This is a genomic window from Enterococcus durans NBRC 100479 = LMG 10746, assembly GCF_001544215.1.
Taxonomy (GTDB): Bacteria; Bacillota; Bacilli; order Lactobacillales; family Enterococcaceae; genus Enterococcus_B; species Enterococcus_B durans.
In genome coordinates this window covers 1-21,485 of sequence record NZ_BCQB01000033.1, presented here as the reverse complement: position 1 = coordinate 21,485, position 21,485 = coordinate 1, and the positions used below count along the sequence as shown (strand labels likewise).

The window sequence follows — 21,485 nt, the reverse complement described above, 5'->3', positions numbered from 1 at the left end:
AATAGACTTTCTCTACCTTCTGTATAAAGCGAGTATTTCATCAAATAAACTCTTAGCAGTAACCAAAAAATTCTTGTCTTAGAAAAAAGCAATTCCGCCGACCCAAAATAATCCCCTACAATAAAACAAAAAAAACGATGAAAAGGAGAATCCATCATGCCTAAGAAACAAGTAGATAAAAAAAAGATTATTCTAGAACAGAGCGTTAAAGCCTGGAATGCCATGTGTAAAACCTACGGACCACCTGATACCTTAGTATTTTTAGCTAAATTCAACTATAGTCTTGAGGGCCTTGCATTTATTATCAATAACCTTGATTTGCCAAATTCACTAGACCGTACAAAAATAGTCAAAGAATTATTTAAACTTGATAAGACCCATGTATTCAACGACTTCAAAACCAATCAGGAGCTTCTAAATACGGTCAATGCTTGGAATGCGATGTTGAACATCCACGGTCCAAATGAAACATTGGCTTTTTTATCTCTACGTAATTATAGCGCTAAGACCATCCAATTCCTGATAGCGAACCTTGAGTTGCCATCATCAATAGATCCTGTAATCGCAGCAGAAAACATCATTAAAAACAAGAACAGGGGAATGGCCACAGATCTCATAGGTAATCAAAATTTACTGAACACCATTAAATACTTGGATAAAATGCTGGGTGTACACGGACCTAAAGAGACGTTAGACTTTCTTGCTTCTTGCAACTACAGCAAAGGAAGCATCGAATTTCTTACCGCTAACATCCACTTACCGAAATCACTGAATCGAGAAGTCGAAGCAGAAAAGCTCATAAAAAAATACCAATAAAAACAAACACAGATTTTCTATCCAAACAAAATCTGCTCTATACCGTTACCTATTTAAATAAAATGTTAGACGTATATGGACCAAATGAAACGTTGGCTTTTCTAGCTACTTGCAACTATAACCATCAGAGCATCAAATTTCTTACAGCCAATCTCCGTTTACCTAAATCAATCGATAAATCGATTGAAGTAGAAAAACTCATTAAAAACACTAAAGAAGGATATAGCTCAGATTTCACTACGAACGCGAAATTGATCGGTATCATGAACAAATGGCTGATGCGGTCTAAAAATCAAGGACTAAACGAAACATTAATATCTTTGTCTAAAACAAATTATAGAGCTAAAAGCATCAAACTTATCGTCGCAAATCTTCCTTTTCCTGAAACAAAGGACCGAGCAACTGAAGCAAAAAGAATAATTGAAAGTACAAACAAGAATGTTATTTCGAAGTTCAAAAAAGACCTACCGGATCTAGCAGAAAAAAAGCTAGACTTACATACATTAACGAACCTTATCTATAGTTTTGATTTACCTGAAAATGATGTGAAAGTATTAAAAAAAGAGGCCATTGTAAAAACACAAGAAGCAATCGGACGAGATGTGCAGGCTGATCTAAATAAAAAAACACTAAATGACAAAATGGAACAACTTCAAATCAGTGTACCAAACTACATAAAACAAATTCAACAAGAACCAAATGATATCGAAACCTATCTTGATACAATGTACCTCAGACAAGTAAAAGAAAAAGCTAATATTCGTACACTACCTTCGAACAGTCCCTCTGTTGTAACAAGTAAAAACAAAGATACATCCCACCACAGATAGAAGACAATAAAACTAAGACAAAAGAACTACCCGAATGAGCGTGGGACAAAACTAAAAATCAGTTTTGCCACAGACTCTAACTCCGAATAAACGGTGGGAGCAGAAGCAACTCCTTCTTAAATAAGCCGAAATTCACAAAAATTTGAAAAGCAATTTTCGTGAATTTCTTCTTATTTCTCGGAGTTAAACACTTCTGTCCCAACCTCATTCAGGTAGTTCATTCATTTTTATCCCAACTTTTATTGAGGTTTTTCAGTTATTTTTTTTCGTTCTTTTAACCACGTTTTTCTGGTCAAACCAATCAACAATGGAACTGTTTCGTGCTTGACTTCGCTGTATTCCAGACCAAACCATGTTTCTGGGGTCGTTGCATATTTTTTGATTGCGAGTTTTGCCTGCATGATTTGGCGATCCCATTTATTCAACGTTGTGACATTTGAAACAACTTCATCAATCAAGATAAACTGAAAATCGCCTACTTCTCTACCTGGCGTCAAAGAGTAAGTTTGTGGTTGCTTAGGAAGACGTCCTTGTTTCATTAAATCATGGATGATCTGACGAACATACACATTGATTTCTTGTTGGACTCTAAAACCTAAGAATAAGTTGACTTGTACAATAAAATCCGTATCCATCATGTCGATCTGATATTCTTTTGTATATGGTTCATCAGTTACTTCCACATGGACAAACCAATAGACACGTGCTCGTTTTGGTCGTTTATCAAGGATCGAATAAACGAATTGTCTACCCACTTTCCCTTCAGCCATATCAGGTACCAATAACACGATATTTGTCTGATAAAGTGGCAACGATCTGTCATCGCGCAATTTAGCCAGTTGTGGAATGTATTCTTTCAATGCAACATCTTCCGCTACAGATTCGCGAATGATATTCCCACGCTCCCAAATAAACATGACCGCTAAAATTACTAATGCGATCAAGACTGCAACAAAGCCGCCGTGGAAGAATTTTACGATACTTGAGATGAAAAAGACGATCTCGATTACGCCAAAAAAGAAAGTCACAATATGTGCAAACCATTTAGAATACCCATTTTGGATCAAATAGAAATAGAGCAATGCTGTAGTCATCAGCATCGTAACCGTGATCGACAGACCATACGCTGCTTCCATATGATGGGAAGTCCTAAAGGTTACAACAACTAATGAACAGGCAAGCCATAAAATCAAGTTGACTGCTGGAATGTACATTTGCCCAATACTGCTACCTGGATACATGATTTTCAATCGCGGCAATAGTTTCAATTTAATCGCTTCAGAAACTAACGTAAATGAGCCTGTAATCAAAGCTTGTGAAGCAATAACTGCGGCAATAGTCGCGAACGCTACCCCAATGATCAACCAGCCATTCGGTAACATCTGGAAAAATGGATTCAGATTCTTGATCTGCTGCATCTCTGGATTTTGGTACACAGTCAGCAACCAAGCAGCTTGTCCGAAATAATTCAATACCAGACATATTTTTACATATGGCCAACTTAAGCGAATATTCAATTTCCCTACGTGTCCTAGATCTGAATATAGCGCTTCTGCACCTGTTGTTGCTAGAAAGATATTCCCTAAGATAAATAATCCTAGTTTGTTATCCGGACTTAACAGCAATTGGACTGCATAATAAGGATTCAATGCGCGGATCACTGTCCAATCTTGACTGAAATTCACCAATCCCATCACACCTAAAAAAGTAAACCATAAAAACATGATTGGTCCAAACGCCTTACCGACAACTTCTGTCCCAAAACGTTGAACCATAAACAACACTAAGATAATCACTAAAGTAATAATAACAATAATATTTTGATCATTCCCAAAACGATCAAAAAATTGTGGGATACCTCTTAACCCCTCGATTGCCGTTGTGACAGTTACCGCAGGCGTCAACACACCATCTGCTAGTAAAGCCGCACCACCGATCATCGCAGGAATAATCAGATACTTGCCACCTTTTCTTACCAAGGTATATAAAGAAAAGATTCCTCCTTCACCGTGGTTATCTGCGTTCAATGCAATCACCACGTATTTGACTGTAGTAAGCAACGTCAGCGTCCAGAAAATCAATGATACAGAACCGATCACAAAATCCGGATTGATTCCGCGTAGTCCGCCGTTGTCTTCGACGATGGCTTTCATTACATACAATGGACTGGTACCGATATCTCCATATACAACGCCCATTGCCACTAAAAGACCGGCCATTGAAATCTTCTTAGTATTATGTTTTGTTGTCAACTTTCTTCCTCATTTCCTCTAACATTCACTCCTGAAAGTCTGTCTTTGTTCAGATTTTTTCTAAGTGTCTCCTCATTATCTTAGGAAGATTCTAATGTGTCAATCATTTCAGCTATTTTTTATTTCCAATAATGTCGGCGAATATAATCGGCTAAAAACGTATAAACACCTAGACAAAAAAGTGCCCCCAACAAGGAAGGAACAAGATAGAAGCCACTGATAGAAGGACCCAACTCTCCAAGAATGGATTCGCCAAGCCAACTACCCAAGAACCCGATCAATACCATGCCTGTTGCACCTCCTGGTACTTCTTCATTTAATATCAAGCTAGCAATAAGTCCTAATATGCCTCCAACAATCAATGTCAGTAAAAAGTGTAGCATCTCGGTCCCTCCTTTTTCTAAAAACTGATTATATGCCTATTTTACGCTGATTTAGCGAATCGACCAAGGATTAAGTGGTTCGATTTTTATCTGGTATCCATAGAGATTATTCCCAATTTTGTAGCGAGAATCAATTAGTTAATCATGAAAAACAAAAAAGCATCATGATGAAACCACCATGAGCTAAATATTTCTTCCTTTTTACTGTGTTACTTTCATAAAAGAATGAGATTACCCCAAAAATAGATCTATATCTCTTTGCTCAACTTACCAGATTCCAGCACCAACCGTTGACTATAGTGATTCAATAAATTCTGCGGAATGTGGTGATCTACCTCGATGATCGTGCGCCCTAACGAGAATAGATTCTCGTGTATTTCTGCTGAAGTTTGTTCGTCTAAAGAAGCCGTTCCTTCATCAACGATTAGAATCGGTCGATCAAAAACCAGTGATCTAGCGATTTCGATTCGTTTCATCTCTCCTCCTGAAAGATTTGAATCAGGGTCAAGACGTTGATTCCCAGTTAAACCAAATCTGGCAACGAGTTCTGTCAGATTTGCCTTTTCACATGCCTCTTCGATTATTTTTAAGTCGATCGTTTTTCCTAGCGTCAAGTTATAAAGCAATGTATTTTTAAAAATGATAGGTTTTTGATGAATGATACCAAATAGATGGTTCACATCAGATGTTGATGCAAAAGTCCCATTCATCGTCAAACGACCGGCATCTGGTATGATCCGCCCTTCAATGATTTTTAGTAATGTTGATTTACCTGCGCCAGATTTTCCTTGAATCAAAATTCTTTCTCCACTATTTATCTGCAAATCAACGGCGGACAAGATTTCTTTGCCATTATACTGAAATTGAACGCCCTCCAATTTCAGTGATTCAAACTGATTGCTTTTCGATGACAAATCAATAACTGGTGACAGCTTAGTACTCGTTGTATCTTTTATCTCGGTTTCGATAGCTGACACACTATCAATCGAATTTTTGATATTCATTAAGCTGATGATCGAATTGATGATGCCATTGTTCACGTTAAGAACAGCCATAAAAGCTGCTAACGTAATCATCTGAGCATTCACAAAAACAATCCCAAAGCCGATCGGAATGAAAAAAGCAATATAGCCAATCAATTCAATCATTACTCCAGCCAAAGATAACGTCGTTTTCATATTTTTGTTTTTTGTTTCGATTTTATCAATTTCCCCTTGGAGCACTTTTTCATTTTCGCCAATCGCTCCGTACTGATAAAAAGCAGGTAGGCCTTTTAAAAATTCAGTCATCGCTAAATAAAATTCTTTCGCCTGCTTCGTCCATGCTTGAGTCGCATTTTTTACTTTATCTTTCGTAAAATGTTGGACAATTATCGGCAAAAAAGAAAATGCAACAAAAATAACAGCTAATAAAGCACTATTGTACACAGCAAAAAGAATGGAAAAGACAGCTGTCGTCCCTAATCTGACAACGTCAAACCGAAGCATCAAGTTTTTTTCTTCATATTGTTTACAGTCATTCTGGATAAAGGAAATCGTTTTTTCAACTCTACCAGGGGTAATTTCTGTCTCGTGCTTTATTTGATTCTCATATTCTTGCATCAGTACCGAATGCTTGATGTCCGCGTTTACTTCTTTGACATATTGGTTGACAAACCATGTTCTAGCCGCCTTTATCCCAGCAAATAAAACAAAGAAAGCTAAGACCAAACCAATAAATTGAACAATTGTTTGATAAGAATGTCCTGAAACCAAGACAAAAACTCTTGAGAACGCCCATGAAGTAAAAACTGGTTCAAGCGCCATTAAGCCACTAAAAAGATAACCCGTTTTTTTCATTTCCTTTACCCCCTATTTCCATACTACTATTTGTACATCAGCAAACTTAGATATTTACCAATTTATGATTTATCCAAGTTACAATACGATTTTCTTTCGTTGTTCGATCCAATTTTTAAAATTATACATTTCGAAATACTTCATTTACTTTGTATGGATACTGTTGTTCGACAATAAAAAAATCCTCGGAGTTTTTTCTGATAATTCAGATAATTTAGTGTCTACTCATTCTTAAAATTTTTTTGGAATACATTTATGATATCGCAAAAAAGAACGAATTGGTATGTTTTTAGAGATACTCTTCGCTTCCATTTGGGGTATTTATACATTTTCAATCTCGATGAACTATCAATAATACCTAAACATACCATAATATACTTGCAAGGATATCGAATTCTAGGTACAATTTACTAAATTTACACCAACTGAATTTCATCACTGATATTTATACTTTTTAGGCATTTTTATGTATCAAAAAAATTGAGACCTATTACTTTGTTGGCTTAACATTTATCTGTACCTTCATTTTACATCACCAAGCAAATTGATTTTTTCTTCTACATAGCGTACATAATTATCCTTCTCCCAAAAATGTAAAGCAAAAACCAGTTCCGCCTTTTTCTGTTGATCGTAAATATCATCCGTCGATAAAAAAGAGAAAACTTTCCATGCAATTTTTGCATCCGTGCTATTAAATTTGTCAGAAAACTGTTTTAGTTCTCTAAAGAAATAAGTGAAAAGTTCAGTTGAATCTCGTTCAAAAGCCAACTGCGTTCCATTAATCAAAAAAGACGCCATATCGCGATTAAAATATAGGTCATCAACATACGTTTTCATTTTTTTGACTGAGCGTTTCGAGTGATCGAAAATATACTCATCACTAAAACAAAATAACGTATTGATAAAAATCGATAGTTCGAACCTGCCCCAATTTTCGATGGAATCAAGATAATCCTTAATGATTTTTTGAGCACCTATAGAATCGACTTGAATAGCATCGTTTTCTCTTTTCCTAATCAGAACATAGCTAGCATGCAAAAGTTTGTAATAATAATCATCCGTCGAATAATATTGCTCATTCAGGAATTTGGCAAATTCTGAGTCATAGTGTCGACGAAGCTTGTCAAAAAAAACTTTTGATAACTTTCTTTTTTCACTCAAATTATTACCATCAAGCATAAATTGGTATTCTTCTAAGGTGACATTCATTCGGTCTAAATATTGAATCAAAATATTATAAGATATTTTTGTCGCATTATTTTCAAATGAAGCTAACGTGCTTCTTTGTGAAATACCTTGCGCTAATTTTTTTTGCGATAGTCCTCGTTCCAGTCTTAGCTTTTTGATTAAACTCGAATGATCCATGTTCACGTCTCCTTTTTATGACGAAATACCATACTTTTCTAAGAAAAAGATGAATTCCTCCTACATAATGAAGTTATCAAAAGCGAGGAGGGGGATAGTATGTACTTATACGCAGTTGGTGATAATATTTGGGAACTAGTTCCATCATTGTAGGATAATATCACATAAAGGACTAATTCACTACGATGCAACAATAACTACCACTATTAGTATAAAATATTCACAACAAAGATGAAAGCCTTCATTATTTGTAATATGAAGAAATACAAAAACAAAGCGAAAAACTACAAAGCTCTGTATTCGACATATACTTTCATTAAAAAAGGAGGTAATCATATGTTACGGCAATTGAAAAAGGATTTAGAGACTTGGCAAACTCTTCAAGAAACAACCACCAAATTATTAGGTGCATCACTCTTATTGATTGATAGTCAAGGTGAACCAGTAACGGAAATCACCAACGCTTGTCTTTTTTGTGAAACTGCCCGTTCAAAAGAGGTTTGTTTGCAATCTGATCGCCGCGCTGCTACTCACTGTATCCAACAAAAAAAATCGTATTTGATTTATCGTTGTCCCTATCAATTCGTGAACATCGTTTTCCCGATTTACGCTGATGGACGGCATGTCGGCACCCTTTTTATCGGTCAATTGAAACAGCAAAACTACACATTGATTCCGTCTGTTGTGACCACTCAGAAAAAAGAAGTTGAACAATTCACTCCTCAATTGATCCAATTTTACCATCAGCATCCACTGTCAGAAGATGAAAAAATCACTTTGCTCGTGCGTCATGGTGAATCCATTGTACAATTGATCACTACCCAATTGGAAGATAAAATCAAACTTGGCAAGTACCAAGCCACATTTGTTGATGCCCTACCACCTGTAAATGAACTTGATGTGACTCTAATCGACCGCGCGACCGCCGTCTTAAATGACCACCCTGACAAAGTCTATCGGTTATCAGAATTAGCCCAAGAGTTGAACTGTTCGATCAGCACCTTGAAGAAGCTGTTCCAACGCAATTTGAATCTAAGTTTTTCCGCTTATTACACTCAGCTAAAAATCGCCAATACCAAAAAATTATTGGCTTTTACCAATGAGACGACTTGCTCGATTGCCGAAAAATTAGGTTACACCAATCCTTCTGTACTCTATAAAAAATTCAAACGCGAAACAGGGCAAACGATGAGCGAATACCGCACTTCACGTAACGCTGAATTTCACGCCGAAAAAAGTAGGCGCACGATACAATAACTATCGAAGTTGGCTATGTGACTGTAAGTTTCAGATAGTTTTGCTCAGACAAAAAAGAACGAGACAAAAGTAAACATACTTTTCTCTCGTTCTTTCGTTTGGAGTGGACAGTGGGAGTTACTCTCAAAAAATCGGTCTTCTCAAAAATTTGAAAAACAAATCCCGCAAAATCCACTTATTTATTGAGGTTCTTCCCCATCTGTTGCTCCAGACATATTCATTAGAAAAAACATTGAATCTAAATTTCTTCGATTAGTTTGTTGTTTTTTCAGTACCATCTTTAGCTAGCATTGCTTTTCTTGAAAGATTTACTCGTCCTTGTTTGTCGATTTCAGTAACTTTTACAAGTACTTCATCTCCAAGTTTAAGAACATCTTCTACTTTATTCACACGTTCGTTTGCTAGTTGAGAGATATGGACAAGTCCATCTTTTCCTTTGATCAAGTTGACGAAAGCCCCAAACTTTTCAATTCGAACGACTTTACCAAGGTAAACTTCGCCGACTTTCACTTCTTTAGTCAAGTCTTCAATGATTTTGATTGCTTTTTGGATCATTTCTTTATCCGAAGAAGCAATACTTACTTTACCATCTTGATCGATATCGATTTTTACACCAGTTTCTTCGATGATACCGTTGATAGTGTCTCCACCTTTACCGATCACATCTTTGATTTTCGCTGGATCGATTTGGATCATTTCGATCTTCGGTGCATATTGGCTTAATTCTTCACGTGGTGCAGCAATCGTTGAAGTCAATTCTTCTAAGATTTCCATCCGTGCTTGTTTTGCTTGTGTCAATGCTTCTTTTAAGATTTGTTCCGTGATTCCTTGGATTTTGATATCCATTTGAAGTGCTGTGATACCTTCTTTTGTTCCAGCTACTTTGAAGTCCATGTCGCCTAGATGATCTTCTAACCCTTGGATATCCGTTAAAATCGTATAGTTTTCGCCATCTGATACAAGTCCCATAGCAATACCTGCTACTGGTGCTTTGATAGGAACACCTGCATCCATCAATGCTAATGTACCCGCACAGATACTTGCTTGTGAAGAAGAACCATTTGATTCCAATACTTCCGCTACTAAACGGATTGTATAAGGAAAGTCTTCTTCTGAAGGGATCACTTGTGCTAATGCACGTTCGCCTAATGCTCCATGACCGATTTCACGACGGCCTGGTGAACCAGCACGCCCAGTTGAACCTACAGAGAATTGAGGGAAATTGTAATGGTGGATAAATCGTTTGCTGACTTCCACACCAAGTCCATCAATGATTTGGTGTTCCCCTAATGGTGCAAGAGTACATGCAGATAATGCTTGTGTTTGTCCACGAGTAAACAACCCAGAACCATGGACACGTGGCAACAAGCCTGTTTCGGAAGACAATGGACGGATTTCGTCTAGTTTACGACCATCAGGACGGATTTTATCGATCGTGATCAATTCACGTACCACATCTTTTTCAAGGTCTTCCGTGATTTGTTTGACTTCTTTTAATAAATGATCTTCTTCTTCGTGTCCAGCAAATTTTTCTGCATAAGCTTCACGAATATCGATCTTCACTTGTTCGATGTTGTCTTCACGAGCCAATTTTTCTTCAGTCATAACGGCCGCTTTCATCGTACCGTATGAAGCATCAAAAATTTCTTTTTTCAAGCCAGCATCTACTTGTAGTAAAGAAACTTCCATTTTTTCTTTGCCCACTGCTTGAACGATTTCTTCTTGGAAAGCCACTAATTCTTTGATTGCGTCAAAACCAAAAAGCAATGCGCCTAACATGTCTTCTTCAGATACTTCTTTAGCGCCACTTTCAACCATGTTGATTGCTTGTTTTGTTCCCGCAACACTTAGTTCGATATCTGTTTGTTCTGCTTGTTCAACAGTCGGATTCAAGACATATTCACCGTTGACACGACCAACTTCTACTCCAGCGATTGGTCCATCAAATGGGATATCAGAAATCGATAACGCAAGTGAAGAACCTAGCATAGCAGCCATTGCTGGTGAACAATCTGTTTCGACACTCATCACGATATTTGTTACTTGGACTTCATTACGGAAGCCATCCGCAAACATCGGACGGATCGGACGGTCGATCAAACGAGCAGTCAAAGTAGCTTCTGTACTTGGACGTCCTTCACGTTTGATGAAACCCCCAGGGATCTTCCCAGCCGCATACATTTTTTCTTCATAGTTGATTGTCAATGGGAAGAAATCTGTATCTTTTGCTTCTTTTGATGCTACAGCCGCACTTAAGACCACTGTATCGCCATAACGGACTAATACTGCTCCATTGGCTTGTTTTGCTAATTGACCGACTTCGATTTGTAGGGGACGGCCGCCCCATGTCGTTTTGAATACTTGTTTTTCTGACATAATTACTCCTTTTCTTTCCCGTGAAAGCAAGACGCTACTAAACAAATGAAAACCGCCAAACGCAGCTTGATAGCTTTCATTTGGTTAGTAGGAGTCCATCATGCTTTTTCACGAAATGGTTGATTGAGGTATCACAGTAAAAAAAGTGAGATTCGTTTGAACCCCACTCTTTTTGTTAAAATTAACGACGTAGACCTAAACGTTTGATCAATTCGCGGTAACGTTGAACGTCAGTTTTACGTAAGTAAGCTAACAAGTTACGACGGTGACCAACTTTTTTCATTAGGCCGCGGTATGAATGATGATCTTTTTTATGCACACGTGCATGTTCGTTCAAGTGGTTGATTTCTTCAGTTAATACAGCGATTTGTACTTCTGGAGAACCAGTATCTCCTTCATGGCGTGCATAGTCTGTGATGATTTCATTTTTACGTTCTTTTGAAATTGCCATTTCTTTCACCTCTTTCGATTATTCCCCTGTGACTGAGTAAAACGTTGGTGATTCGCTTAACCAAGTGACAGGCGGTATGCCTTGAGCACACAGCTATACTTTACCTGAATATACGTTAGAAATCAAGTGAAGAATCATTAAGAAAATTTAGTTTATCAAACAATCCTACTACTACTTTTTAAAATTTATGTTAAACTATAATCCGAAAACAGACTGATGAATCGTTTTAGAAGAAAGGGGTACATATTCCATGATTACAATGGATAATATCATTCGTGAAGGAAACCCAACGTTGCGCGAAATCGCTGAGGAAGTTTCCCTCCCATTAAGTGAAGAAGATATCTCACTAGGAAAAGAAATGCTTGAATTTTTAAAAAACAGCCAAGATCCTGTGAAGGCAGAAGAATTAAATCTACGTGGTGGTGTTGGTTTAGCAGCGCCCCAACTTGATATTTCCAAGCGCATTATTGCTGTTCACGTACCAAGTCCTGATCCAGAAGCAACTGAACCAACATTGAGTACTGTGATGTATAATCCAAAAATTTTGAGCCATTCTGTACAAGATGCTTGCTTGGGTGAAGGCGAAGGGTGTCTATCTGTCGATCGTGAAGTTCCAGGCTATGTCGTACGTCATGCTAAAATCACTGTTTCTTACTATGATATGAATGGGGAAAAACACAAGATTCGTTTGAAAAATTATGAATCAATCGTTGTCCAACATGAGATCGACCATATCAACGGTATCATGTTCTATGACCATATCAATGATCAAAATCCATTCGCCCTTAAAGAAGGCGTATTGGTGATCGAATAAGCGAATATGATGGACTTCAACAAGTAGCCCCAAAAAAGAAATCGGGACAGAAGTGCTCAACTCGAAGAATAAGAAGAGACTCACGGAAATTTCTTTTCAAATTTTTGTGAGTCTTGGCTTATTTCCGAGTTTTCGACGTTAGGTCATTTGTTTATACTGAGAATGTGAGGTAAAAGTATTTCTTACTTTTGCTCCATATTCCTTTTTATTATTTCCACTATCTATCCGTTATGTACCAACTACCCCAAATAATTCTCAAAAAGATATACTTGATGGTAAAGCATCACTGTATTTCAGCAACGTTCTCCCTTTTCACCTGATCTTTGTTTATTTGGTTGAGGTGAACGAGAGTTTTCTCCCCTTGTCAACTTTTGCATCCTACTAAATAGTGATGGTTCTTTTGAAAAATCTTCCTTTCGAAGAGTGCTTGACGCACTTTGATCAACAGGCAGGCTTTGGCTATTCAGTTGAGTAGAATGAGGTTTTTTTCTACCTATCAGCTTTCTCAGTCTAGTAAATAGCGATTGTTTTTTTTGAGCATCCTTCTTATAATGAGCCCACGATATAGCTTGATTGACAGAAATTTCAATTGTTTGCCACTCTTTATCCACTAACAGTCGATAGGCTGCGGGCAATCGGTTCATTCTCTTTATTGCTTCTTTTATTTTTAGAAGTGCATTTTGAAGCTCCCTCTCATCAGGAGAGTCTTGGCTTATGAGGCAACTTATGGGTGCTATTTCTTCTTTTACTCTCAGAATTATTTCCACTTGCTCTTGCATACCTTGCCAGTAACTCACTTGATCTGTTATAGAAGTTCCTTCATTCGAGGGTTGCTTCGCTAATCGACTTACTTTATCCCTAACTTGTATAAACAATCTGCGAACATCATGTAGTTCATAGCCTCTACTATCCCTCAGTAACTGTTTTACTTTCTTATTTAAGTCGATACCCGAGTAGTGTTCCATTATAGTACGAATAACAGATTCTATCTTGTTCCATTCGTTATACACTAAGAATTTATCAGCTTCAGGTACTTGATTGGCTATTTTTCTTATACCTTCTCCCACATTTAGAGCTGCGTTTTGAAGAGTAGTTTCCTTAGGCATAGCTTGGTTTACGAGCTTTTTTATGGGTTCTATTTCTTCTTTTACTCTTATAACTATCTTCATTTGTTCGTGCATCTTCTGCCAATAGTTCACTCGGTCGATGATTAAGTCTCCTTCAGTTAAGGATTGGCTCGCTAATTTGGTTGTTTTTTCCTCTACATACGTAATCAATTCACAAGTATGCCTCAGGGAATAGTCCCTACTATTCCTGATTAACTGCTCTATATTTTGACAAAATATTGCTTCTACTTGAAGCTTTTCCAAGGCAGTTTTCAATTGCTCTATCATTACCTCTTTTGTGTAGGGATTCGCTGATTCTGCGTTTAGTTTTTCCTTCATCAAAAGTATATTGCTCTGAAGTTCCGTGTGAGAATATGTATCCAACTTAGCTAAAACTTTATCTAGCTCCTTCTTATTCCGTAATACGCGTTCATTTACGAGTTTTTCTTGTAGTTCCTGTAATTCATTCATCGTGTGTACCAAACTTGATTTTTCTACCTCATCACGTTGTTCAGAAATCCTATCCACTAAATAATTTTTTTTCCTCGTTATGTAATCCGCCAATTGTTTCAGTTTTTCTTCGGAGTAACTAGACACCTGATAATCCACCTTCGTAGAACTTGCCTCTGTTAGCGAACGCTTCGAGCATTCTTCCCAATCAAATTCTCTTTCCCACGGCGCTCGAACGAACTGGTTTTTATTATCCAAAAAAAAGACTTGCTTTTCAATTTCATGTCGACTGTGATATAGATCATGTAGTTTTGTTTCCCGATCCGCACTAAACCTTTCTTCTTCTTCGTGCACTGAATCCTTCCATTCATCTAAAAATTCCACTAGATCCTCTGGAGAATAGCCATGGCGATCATCCGATAAAACTTCAAATGCAAGATGTTTGAATAGCTGTTGATCATACCGATAAAAGAGGGCAATATTAGAATCTTTTTTTGCCACTTCTACTGCCAATCGTTTCATTTCGTGATTCAATAATTTCGTTAAAGTTGCGGGTTCAAGTGTTCCTTGGCTAAAATCGATTTTTTGAAAAATATGTTCAAAATGGAATTCTTTGAATGCCCTACTTACTTGCTGAAATTCCTTTTCCAACGATAAATTTTTTTCTTTAAAAGCGATATACAAAGAAAAATTTTCAAAAAAATCTTGTCGAAGCAAAGGATTAGTTAACGCTTGTTCATTTTCTTTCATAAACTGAACAAGTACCTTTGTATAATCAGAAATTTTTTCTGCGCCTTCAACAGCTAATCGTGGGTTAGTTGTACAAAGTAGTTTACGTGTTTTTTCGTTAAATATGGGTTCTTTTATGCGATATATTGTTTGATTATTTTCCACGGTTTCTTGCTTTTGCCAAGGTAACTGATGGGAACAAGTTGACTGAGCATCAAATAATACAATCTTTTCTTTCAAAGCCTCTTCTTCCCTATATAGATCGTAGATGGGAATTTCTTCACTCTCTTCTATATAAATTTTATGTTGCTCACGTACGTCCTCCTCCCAACTATCAAAATCCTCAATCAGCTCGACTCCTCTATGTATCTCCATCTCCTTAGCCATAGCTACTCGAGGATCATAATCATAGGAACAGAGCATCTGAACAGTTTCTGTTTGTTTGACGACTTCAATTGCCAGTTTGCTTATTGGGTCCTCTAAACGGTTTAACAAGTCCTCCGCTGAGAATCCTCCCTCTTCAAAGTCGATGTCTGACAAAATATTTTCCAATGAAAACACTGCACTATTTTGACTTGCTTGTTGAAATTCATTCCATAAACTCAAATCCTTTACATTTGCCAGTTCAGTAAATAAGTTATTGAAAAAATATGTCCTAAAATCTTTTTCAGTAAGTTTTTGCTTGTTTACTACTATGGCTTGTACGATTGCATCGATATAGTCTTTTGTTGACTCAACCAAAGGAAATGCATCATCATTCCTAAACTCACTTCTTGGACTTTTATAAAGTAATCCTAGTTCTACATTCATGCTCTTCCACTCCTAACTTTTTATGAGAAACAGAATGTTCTAGTCTATTCCATCATTGACTTTTAGTTTATACCACCTAAGTCTATGAAGCGGTTTCCTTTTTTCTGATAAATAAAATAACTGGGGAAACGTATAATCGTTTTTTTCTCCCAGTTATCTGCTATGCTATTTAGTTTTTTTCGGACATAGTCCTGGTTGTTTCGCTAATTCTGTTACCTAGCCTTCGTATAGAATACCTGCTTCCAATAACTTTTGCTTGATTTGTTTCAAAGTGATCGTGCCAGGATAGCGGATGGTATGTAAATGAATACCACCTGTTAGTTCAGATAACAAAGAAGCATTACTTTTTTGATAACGTTTCATAAATGAGTGGATATCTTTTTCAGTTTGGATGTGCAACATTCCTGTTAGTTCTCCATATAGTGGATGTTCAACCACCACATCGAGCACTTCCCCGCCATTTTCAACAATCAGGCGCAACTCTTCTTCAGTTTGCTCACGTCCGTGCTGGACGGCGATTTTACTAACTAAACCAGTCGTAGACTCACTTGTTTCTAAAATGTAACCTCTAGCAGTTGCGACAACAGTTTCTCCCGCAGCTCTGAGAAGTGCGATATCACCGACGATGATCTGCCGACTGACACCAAATCGCTTGGCAAAATTACTGGCACTGACTGGCTTTTCTTCATTCAATAAGGTATGAAGGATTTGCTTTCTTCGGGTTTCTCCATCAATCATCTGAATTCTCCTTATCCATTTGTTTTTGGTAATCACGAGAATGTTTCATCAAATCTCGGTAGGTCGCAACAATGGTTTCCGTATAGTCGGAATCATCCACCCATTTTGCTACTTTATCTAGAACTTGCTTTTCCCGTGTTTCGTCATAAATCGCATGATTCGTTGCTTTTTTGACTCGACCGATTTTTGTTACAGTCAGCATCCGTTTTTCTAACAGTTTCACCAGTTGCTGGTCCAGACTATCGATTGTTTGTCTCAATGATTCGAGGGTTTCTTGCGGTTGTTCCTCCTCGACCATTTTGATGATACGTGCGGGGTTGCCTGCGATGACCACATTATCTGGAAATGATTTGGTCACGACGGAACCTGCACCAACAACCACGTTATCCCCTAATGTTACACCGGGAGTAATAATCACTCCGCCACCTAGCCAGACATTGTTTCCGATTTTGATTGGCTTTGCATATTCAAGTCCACTATTTCGTTTTACTGGATGAAGCGGATGAGTGGCCGTATACAGTTGGACATTTGGGGCAAACATACAATTATCTCCGATTTCAATTGTACTTACATCTAAAAAAGTACAGTTAAAGTTCGCATAAAAGTTTTCGCCGACAAAAATATTATACCCATAATCAAAATTGATCATCGGTTCTATATAAATTTTTTCGCCCGTCTTTCCGAATGTTTCTTTCAAGAGTTGCGCGCGTAGTTCTGTTGTTTCAGCTTGATTGATGATTTGGCTTTGGCTTCTTGCAAATTGGCGATCTGCTACTAACTCGGGGTCATTCGCAAAGTATAATTCGCCTGCTATCATTTTTTCTTTCTCAGATTTAATCGTCATAATTTACTCCTAATTCTTTTATTTTATCGAACACCGTCACCCCATCGGTCTGGACAAAGTCATATTCCTGATCCAGATAGATCGGACTCTGATTGATGACTAAGATTTTTGCGCGTGGGGCGCGAAATTGGATCAGATCACAGAAAGGATGTACTTGGAAACTCGTTCCTACGATCACTACCAGCTCAGCTTGGCTAACCGCAAATGTAGCCTGTTCCAATACTTCTTCTTGAAATCCTTCGCCATATAAAACAATGGCTGGGCGGACTTGACCACCGCAGTTTTCGTGCGTATCACTATGCAAATAGCTTTGCCAAGCGACTTCTTTTCCACATTTTCTACAATAACAATGATAAAGAGTTCCATGAAAATTGACAAGTTGTTGACTGCCGGCTTTTTCATGTAACCCATCAATATTTTGGGACACCGTCCAGACTTTTTTATATTTTTCTAATCGTGCGATTTCTGTGTGAATGACATTGGGCTGTGCATTTGGATGGTAAATTTTTTTAACAAATGAATAGAATTTCTGCGGTTCGTGAACCATTGCCTCGTGACTTAATAAATATTCGGGTTGCTCAATTCCTTGATAGATTCCCTTCAAAGAGCGATAATCTGGGATTCCTGAAGGCGTAGAGACTCCTGCACCAGTCAAAAAGGTGATGCTTTTACTTTCGTTGATTGCTTGTGTTGCTTCTGCTACAGTTACCTTTTTCATATTTTGTCACCTCAGTTCTATTATAATCGAAAATATGCCCCACGCACACTTTTGTTCCTGTTTCTTCTGGCAGAAATACACTTTCAAACGATTTCATTTTTTGAGAAATAAATCACAATCTTAACTGACAAAAAAATGAAAACGTGCTACAATACTGCTGTATTCATTGGGACTAACCTGAGATTTATTCGTTAGACCAAACAGACAAGATCAAAGTGAGGTGAATTGACATGGTACCATTCATTATTTATTGGGGCGTTATTTTAGCTTGTATCGCTTGGTTAGCATTAAGTATTTATTTCTCGATTTTTTATCTTGTACGTAAAGAAAACGGGAATCTTTGGGCTTTTGCATTTTTCAATGTACTAGCCGCTATCGTTTTAGCCATTACTTTAGTTGTTTACCGAACTTGGGGTTGGGGCATCACACAATATTCAAGTTTGATCTATTTAGTATTAGCAATATATGGTGTAACAGTTATTCTACAAGCAATCTTAGGCCGCGAGCCAAAGGTTGTGAACAAAGCGGCTTGATCGTTGTTGCTGGTTTCTTTAGCCAGTAACAATCATGGTGGCAAACAAAGTTTTTTTCTGAATACCACCGCTTCTTTACCTTCTGCAAGATTTTTTTGCGGAAGGTTCTTTTTTTGACCAATTTCGATTTTAGAGTGAATATTTATTCTTTTCAAATCAAAGGGGAAACGCCAAAAATCATGGTAAAAATGAAAACGAATGAAAATTTTCTATGTTTAGTCAGTGTTTTTATGAAAAAGACAAGTTATGGATTGACAAAGCATCTTGGCTATCGTAAACTGTTTTTGTATAAATAACTGAATACGAGTTACCTCAATCAATGAGGTAGAGGTCGCGAGAATCATTAACCCTGTGGAGTGAAGCAAACATGTCGAAGCAGGACTAGGGAGGATCGCCGAAATGTACTCTTTTTTGCTTAAAGTTTACGTTGGGACATAAGTTAAAAGCTTATGGACTGTCTTAGCAGTGATGCTAAGTTGCACTATGTTTTGTGAGAGGTTTATCACTCTATGAAATTTAGCGGCCCCTTCATATCCTCGAAGTGGTCGTTTTTTATTTCCTCCTGATAAGCTATTGCAACGCATTTATTTGACCGCTCGTGCAAAAATTATGCGTAACAGATTAGAAAGTTCCCCATTCAGCGGTTCTTTCTAACGAAGTGGCTCATGGTTTTCTATTTGGAAGATCCTGATTCATGCGTGTGAAAAGAAAAGGAGAAAGAATATGAAAAAAAGTTCAGTTACACTCACCCTATTATTTGCATTTATCTTTTCATTTTTCAGTATCGGAAACTTAGTAAGTGCAGATGAAAAAACACCGAACGATGAATTTCGTGTAGGTATGGAAGCAGGTTATGCACCGTTCAACTGGTCACAACAAACCGATGCGAACAATGGATTACCGATCCAAGGTCAAAAAAGCTATGCTGGTGGTTATGATGTTCAAATCGCCAAAAAAGTAGCAGATGGTCTAGGAAAAAAATTAGTCATTATCCAAACAAAATGGGATGGTTTAGCCCCTGCCCTTCAATCTGGTAAAATCGATGCGATCATCGCCGGTATGAGTCCTACTGCGGAACGTAAAAAAGAAATCGACTTTACCGATCCTTATTATGAATCTCAACTTGTTGTCGTGGTACAAAAAGACGGAAAATATGCAAATGCCAAAAGTTTAGCTGATCTTTCTGGAGCAAAGATCACTGCTCAACTAAATACTTTCCATTATGATGTGATCGATCAGATCCCTGGAGTAGATAAACAACAGGCAATGGACAACTTTTCTGCAATGCGTACAGCGTTAACTTCTGGTATGATCGATGGCTATATCAGTGAACGACCTGAAGGAGTAACTGCAACAAGCGTCAATAAAGATTTGAAAATGCTTGAACTAAAAGGCGAAAATGGCTTCCAAACGAAGCCTGAGGATGTTCAAATTGCAGTTGGGATGCGTAAAGGCGACCCTGACATCCAAAAAGTGAATCAAATACTTGGTGGAATCTCAAGTAAAGAACGTACAACTATCATGGATCAAGCAATTAAAGATCAACCAGCTTCTACTGAAGACGACGAAGAAGACTCAGGTCTGTTAAATGATTTCAAAACGATCTGGGATCAATATGGCAACATGTTCTTGCGCGGTGCAGGACTAACGTTATTCATTGCCTTGATCGGTACGATCGTTGGTACAACTCTTGGTTTATTGATCGGTGTTTTCCGTTCGATTCCTGAGTCAGACAATGCGGTTACTCGTTTCTTCCAGAAATTAGCAAACCTACTACTTTCAATTTATATCGAAGTCTTCCGTGGAACACCAATGATGGTTCAAGCAATGGTCGTCTTCTATGGCTTAGCATTAGCCTTTGGGATCTCACTGGATCGAACGATCGCTGCCCTATTAATCGTTTCGATCAACACAGGTGCGTATATGACTGAAATCGTTCGTGGAGGGATCTTCGCAGTCGATCCTGGACAATTTGAAGCAGCACAAGCTATCGGGATGACACATGGTCAAACGATGCGTAAAGTAGTTGTTCCACAAGTCTTGCGTAATATCCTGCCAGCCACAGGAAATGAATTTGTTATCAATATCAAAGATACAGCTGTCTTGAGTGTTATCGGCGTTGCTGACTTGTTCTTCCAAGGAAATTCAGCTGCGGGTGCGAACTTCCAGTTCTTCCAAACATTTACGATCGTTGGTATCATTTACTTGATCATGACTTTCACTATCACAAGAATCCTGCGCTTTGTTGAGAAGAAAATCGATGGCCCTTCAGCCTATACAAAGATCGAAGAAATCGACAATTCAAACTTGCAGGAATAAGGAGGAAGCATCATGAGCGAAAAAATCATTGAAATCAACCATTTAAGAAAAAGCTTTGGTGAAAACGAAGTATTAAAAGATATCAGTATGACGATCAATAAAGGGGAAGTTGTCACGATCATCGGTTCTTCCGGTTCTGGTAAATCTACTTTGCTGCGTTGTATCAATCTATTAGAAAAACCAACTGGTGGCGAAATCGTCTATAACGGTGACAATGTTCTATCACCTAAATATAATTTACCTAAGTATCGAACAAACGTTGGAATGGTATTCCAATCATTCAATCTTTTTAACAATATGAATGTTTTAGAAAATTGTATCTCTGGACAAACCACTGTGTTGAAACGAAGCAAAGAGGAAGCTCGAAAAGTTGCTCTTGAAAACTTAGAGAAAGTTGGTATGGAACGTTATATCGAAGCAAAACCTTCACAACTATCTGGTGGACAAAAGCAACGGGTAGCGATTGCCCGTGCGTTATCGATGAATCCCGATGTCATGCTCTTTGATGAACCAACCTCTGCTCTTGATCCTGAAATGGTCGGTGAAGTATTAAGCACGATCAAGGATTTGGCCCATACCGGTTTGACGATGATCATCGTGACCCACGAAATGGAATTTGCCAAAGATGTTTCTGATCGGGTGATCTTTATGGATAAAGGTGTGATTGCAGAAGAAGGAACTTCAGAAGACATCTTTGTTCATCCGAAAGAGGAACGAACAAAAGAATTTTTATCTCGTATCTTACAAAAAGGATAAAACTAAACAGGACAAAAGAATCGTTAAGCACCAAGAAATAAACTGAAAAAGAGTTCTTAGCGTTTAAGCAAGCAAAACAGGGTTAGACAAAAGTAAATGG

18 protein-coding genes and 1 riboswitch are annotated in these 21,485 nt (G+C 37.8%); of the genes, 8 read left to right on the top strand and 10 right to left on the bottom strand.

Annotated features, from left to right (window positions below; translation table 11 throughout):
• Positions 1–156: 156 nt before the first annotated feature.
• Together ED2_RS09880 and ED2_RS09875 are read left to right on the top strand one after the other, a co-directional pair.
• Positions 157–816: a hypothetical protein gene (locus ED2_RS09880; protein WP_016177232.1), complete on the top strand. Its 660-nt coding sequence runs from the start codon at positions 157–159 to the stop codon at positions 814–816.
• Positions 817–878: 62 nt separating this feature from the next.
• On the top strand, positions 879–1,646 hold the full coding sequence (locus ED2_RS09875) for a hypothetical protein (protein ID WP_016177231.1): 768 nt from the start codon (positions 879–881) through the stop codon (positions 1,644–1,646).
• A 239-nt stretch (positions 1,647–1,885) separates the two neighbouring features.
• Here the strand turns inward: ED2_RS09875 and ED2_RS09870 are convergent, their stop codons facing one another.
• The 4 genes from ED2_RS09870 to ED2_RS09855 form a co-directional block, all read right to left on the bottom strand.
• A complete protein-coding gene (locus tag ED2_RS09870) occupies positions 1,886–3,898 on the bottom strand; it encodes a KUP/HAK/KT family potassium transporter (RefSeq protein ID WP_016177230.1) in 2,013 nt (670 codons plus the stop codon).
• Between the two features lie 119 nt (positions 3,899–4,017).
• Positions 4,018–4,281 (bottom strand): GlsB/YeaQ/YmgE family stress response membrane protein, encoded by a 264-nt coding sequence (locus ED2_RS09865; RefSeq protein ID WP_005875326.1) that lies wholly within the window; start codon positions 4,279–4,281, stop codon positions 4,018–4,020.
• A 248-nt stretch (positions 4,282–4,529) separates the two neighbouring features.
• Positions 4,530–6,119 (bottom strand): ATP-binding cassette domain-containing protein, encoded by a 1,590-nt coding sequence (locus ED2_RS09860; protein ID WP_005875324.1) that lies wholly within the window; start codon positions 6,117–6,119, stop codon positions 4,530–4,532.
• 522 nt (positions 6,120–6,641) lie between these two features.
• Positions 6,642–7,484, bottom strand: a complete 843-nt coding sequence (locus ED2_RS09855) for a helix-turn-helix domain-containing protein (RefSeq protein WP_005875322.1) — start codon at positions 7,482–7,484, stop codon at positions 6,642–6,644.
• Positions 7,485–7,820: 336 nt separating this feature from the next.
• On the opposite strand from ED2_RS09855, the gene ED2_RS09850 reads away from it, so the two are divergent.
• On the top strand, positions 7,821–8,741 hold the full coding sequence (locus ED2_RS09850) for a PocR ligand-binding domain-containing protein (RefSeq protein WP_016177229.1): 921 nt from the start codon (positions 7,821–7,823) through the stop codon (positions 8,739–8,741).
• 252 nt (positions 8,742–8,993) lie between these two features.
• Here ED2_RS09850 and pnp read toward each other — a convergent pair whose 3' ends face one another.
• Together pnp and rpsO are read right to left on the bottom strand one after the other, a co-directional pair.
• Entirely contained in the window at positions 8,994–11,117 is a 2,124-nt protein-coding gene (pnp, locus tag ED2_RS09845; RefSeq protein WP_016177228.1) for a polyribonucleotide nucleotidyltransferase, read from the bottom strand.
• A 181-nt stretch (positions 11,118–11,298) separates the two neighbouring features.
• Positions 11,299–11,568 (bottom strand): 30S ribosomal protein S15, encoded by a 270-nt coding sequence (gene rpsO, locus ED2_RS09840; RefSeq protein WP_005875316.1) that lies wholly within the window; start codon positions 11,566–11,568, stop codon positions 11,299–11,301.
• Positions 11,569–11,818: 250 nt separating this feature from the next.
• Here rpsO and def point away from each other — a divergent pair, with 250 nt between their 5' ends.
• On the top strand, positions 11,819–12,382 hold the full coding sequence (gene def / locus ED2_RS09835) for a peptide deformylase (RefSeq protein WP_005875314.1): 564 nt from the start codon (positions 11,819–11,821) through the stop codon (positions 12,380–12,382).
• Positions 12,383–12,675: 293 nt separating this feature from the next.
• On the opposite strand, the gene ED2_RS09830 is transcribed toward def, so the two are convergent.
• The 4 genes from ED2_RS09830 to ED2_RS09815 all read right to left on the bottom strand — a co-directional run bounded on the left by ED2_RS09830 (position 12,676) and on the right by ED2_RS09815 (position 17,777).
• A complete protein-coding gene (locus tag ED2_RS09830) occupies positions 12,676–15,477 on the bottom strand; it encodes a hypothetical protein (RefSeq protein ID WP_016177227.1) in 2,802 nt (933 codons plus the stop codon).
• Positions 15,478–15,693: 216 nt separating this feature from the next.
• Positions 15,694–16,215 carry a transcription repressor NadR gene (locus ED2_RS09825; protein ID WP_016177226.1) on the bottom strand — a complete coding sequence of 174 codons (522 nt, stop codon included), beginning with the start codon at positions 16,213–16,215 and terminating at the stop codon, positions 15,694–15,696.
• Positions 16,208–17,059: a chorismate mutase gene (locus ED2_RS09820; protein WP_005875309.1), complete on the bottom strand. Its 852-nt coding sequence runs from the start codon at positions 17,057–17,059 to the stop codon at positions 16,208–16,210. The genes ED2_RS09825 and ED2_RS09820 overlap by 8 nt, the downstream gene beginning before the upstream one ends.
• Positions 17,049–17,777: an NAD-dependent protein deacylase gene (locus ED2_RS09815; protein ID WP_005875307.1), complete on the bottom strand. Its 729-nt coding sequence runs from the start codon at positions 17,775–17,777 to the stop codon at positions 17,049–17,051. The genes ED2_RS09820 and ED2_RS09815 overlap by 11 nt, the downstream gene beginning before the upstream one ends.
• Before the next feature lie 230 nt (positions 17,778–18,007).
• Between ED2_RS09815 and ED2_RS09810 the strand changes: the two genes are divergently transcribed.
• The 4 genes from ED2_RS09810 (at position 18,008) to ED2_RS09795 (ending at position 21,385) form a co-directional block, all read left to right on the top strand.
• Positions 18,008–18,310: a hypothetical protein gene (locus tag ED2_RS09810; protein ID WP_005875305.1), complete on the top strand. Its 303-nt coding sequence runs from the start codon at positions 18,008–18,010 to the stop codon at positions 18,308–18,310.
• Positions 18,311–18,423: 113 nt separating this feature from the next.
• Positions 18,424–18,606, top strand: coding sequence for a hypothetical protein (locus ED2_RS15715; protein WP_005875303.1), 183 nt, complete (start codon positions 18,424–18,426; stop codon positions 18,604–18,606).
• Positions 18,607–18,627: 21 nt separating this feature from the next.
• Positions 18,628–18,802: riboswitch (Lysine riboswitch) on the top strand.
• A gap of 231 nt (positions 18,803–19,033) precedes the next feature.
• On the top strand, positions 19,034–20,629 hold the full coding sequence (locus ED2_RS09800) for an ABC transporter permease subunit (protein ID WP_016177225.1): 1,596 nt from the start codon (positions 19,034–19,036) through the stop codon (positions 20,627–20,629).
• A gap of 12 nt (positions 20,630–20,641) precedes the next feature.
• Positions 20,642–21,385: an amino acid ABC transporter ATP-binding protein gene (locus ED2_RS09795; RefSeq protein ID WP_005875300.1), complete on the top strand. Its 744-nt coding sequence runs from the start codon at positions 20,642–20,644 to the stop codon at positions 21,383–21,385.
• Positions 21,386–21,485 lie beyond the last annotated feature (100 nt).

What these genes read in the sequence shown, in the direction of transcription:
- ED2_RS09880 (WP_016177232.1), top strand. Translation starts at nt 157, where the DNA reads ATGCCTAAGAAACAAGTAGATAAAAAAAAGATTATTCTAGAACAGAGC.
- ED2_RS09875 (WP_016177231.1), top strand. Translation starts at nt 879, where the DNA reads ATGTTAGACGTATATGGACCAAATGAAACGTTGGCTTTTCTAGCTACT.
- ED2_RS09865 (WP_005875326.1), bottom strand. Translation starts at nt 4,281, where the DNA reads ATGCTACACTTTTTACTGACATTGATTGTTGGAGGCATATTAGGACTT.
- ED2_RS09860 (WP_005875324.1), bottom strand. Translation starts at nt 6,119, where the DNA reads ATGAAAAAAACGGGTTATCTTTTTAGTGGCTTAATGGCGCTTGAACCA.
- ED2_RS09855 (WP_005875322.1), bottom strand. Translation starts at nt 7,484, where the DNA reads ATGGATCATTCGAGTTTAATCAAAAAGCTAAGACTGGAACGAGGACTA.
- ED2_RS09850 (WP_016177229.1), top strand. Translation starts at nt 7,821, where the DNA reads ATGTTACGGCAATTGAAAAAGGATTTAGAGACTTGGCAAACTCTTCAA.
- pnp (WP_016177228.1), bottom strand. Translation starts at nt 11,117, where the DNA reads ATGTCAGAAAAACAAGTATTCAAAACGACATGGGGCGGCCGTCCCCTA.
- rpsO (WP_005875316.1), bottom strand. Translation starts at nt 11,568, where the DNA reads ATGGCAATTTCAAAAGAACGTAAAAATGAAATCATCACAGACTATGCA.
- def (WP_005875314.1), top strand. Translation starts at nt 11,819, where the DNA reads ATGATTACAATGGATAATATCATTCGTGAAGGAAACCCAACGTTGCGC.
- ED2_RS09830 (WP_016177227.1), bottom strand. Translation starts at nt 15,477, where the DNA reads ATGAATGTAGAACTAGGATTACTTTATAAAAGTCCAAGAAGTGAGTTT.
- ED2_RS09825 (WP_016177226.1), bottom strand. Translation starts at nt 16,215, where the DNA reads ATGATTGATGGAGAAACCCGAAGAAAGCAAATCCTTCATACCTTATTG.
- ED2_RS09820 (WP_005875309.1), bottom strand. Translation starts at nt 17,059, where the DNA reads ATGACGATTAAATCTGAGAAAGAAAAAATGATAGCAGGCGAATTATAC.
- ED2_RS09815 (WP_005875307.1), bottom strand. Translation starts at nt 17,777, where the DNA reads ATGAAAAAGGTAACTGTAGCAGAAGCAACACAAGCAATCAACGAAAGT.
- ED2_RS09810 (WP_005875305.1), top strand. Translation starts at nt 18,008, where the DNA reads ATGGTACCATTCATTATTTATTGGGGCGTTATTTTAGCTTGTATCGCT.
- ED2_RS09800 (WP_016177225.1), top strand. Translation starts at nt 19,034, where the DNA reads ATGAAAAAAAGTTCAGTTACACTCACCCTATTATTTGCATTTATCTTT.
- ED2_RS09795 (WP_005875300.1), top strand. Translation starts at nt 20,642, where the DNA reads ATGAGCGAAAAAATCATTGAAATCAACCATTTAAGAAAAAGCTTTGGT.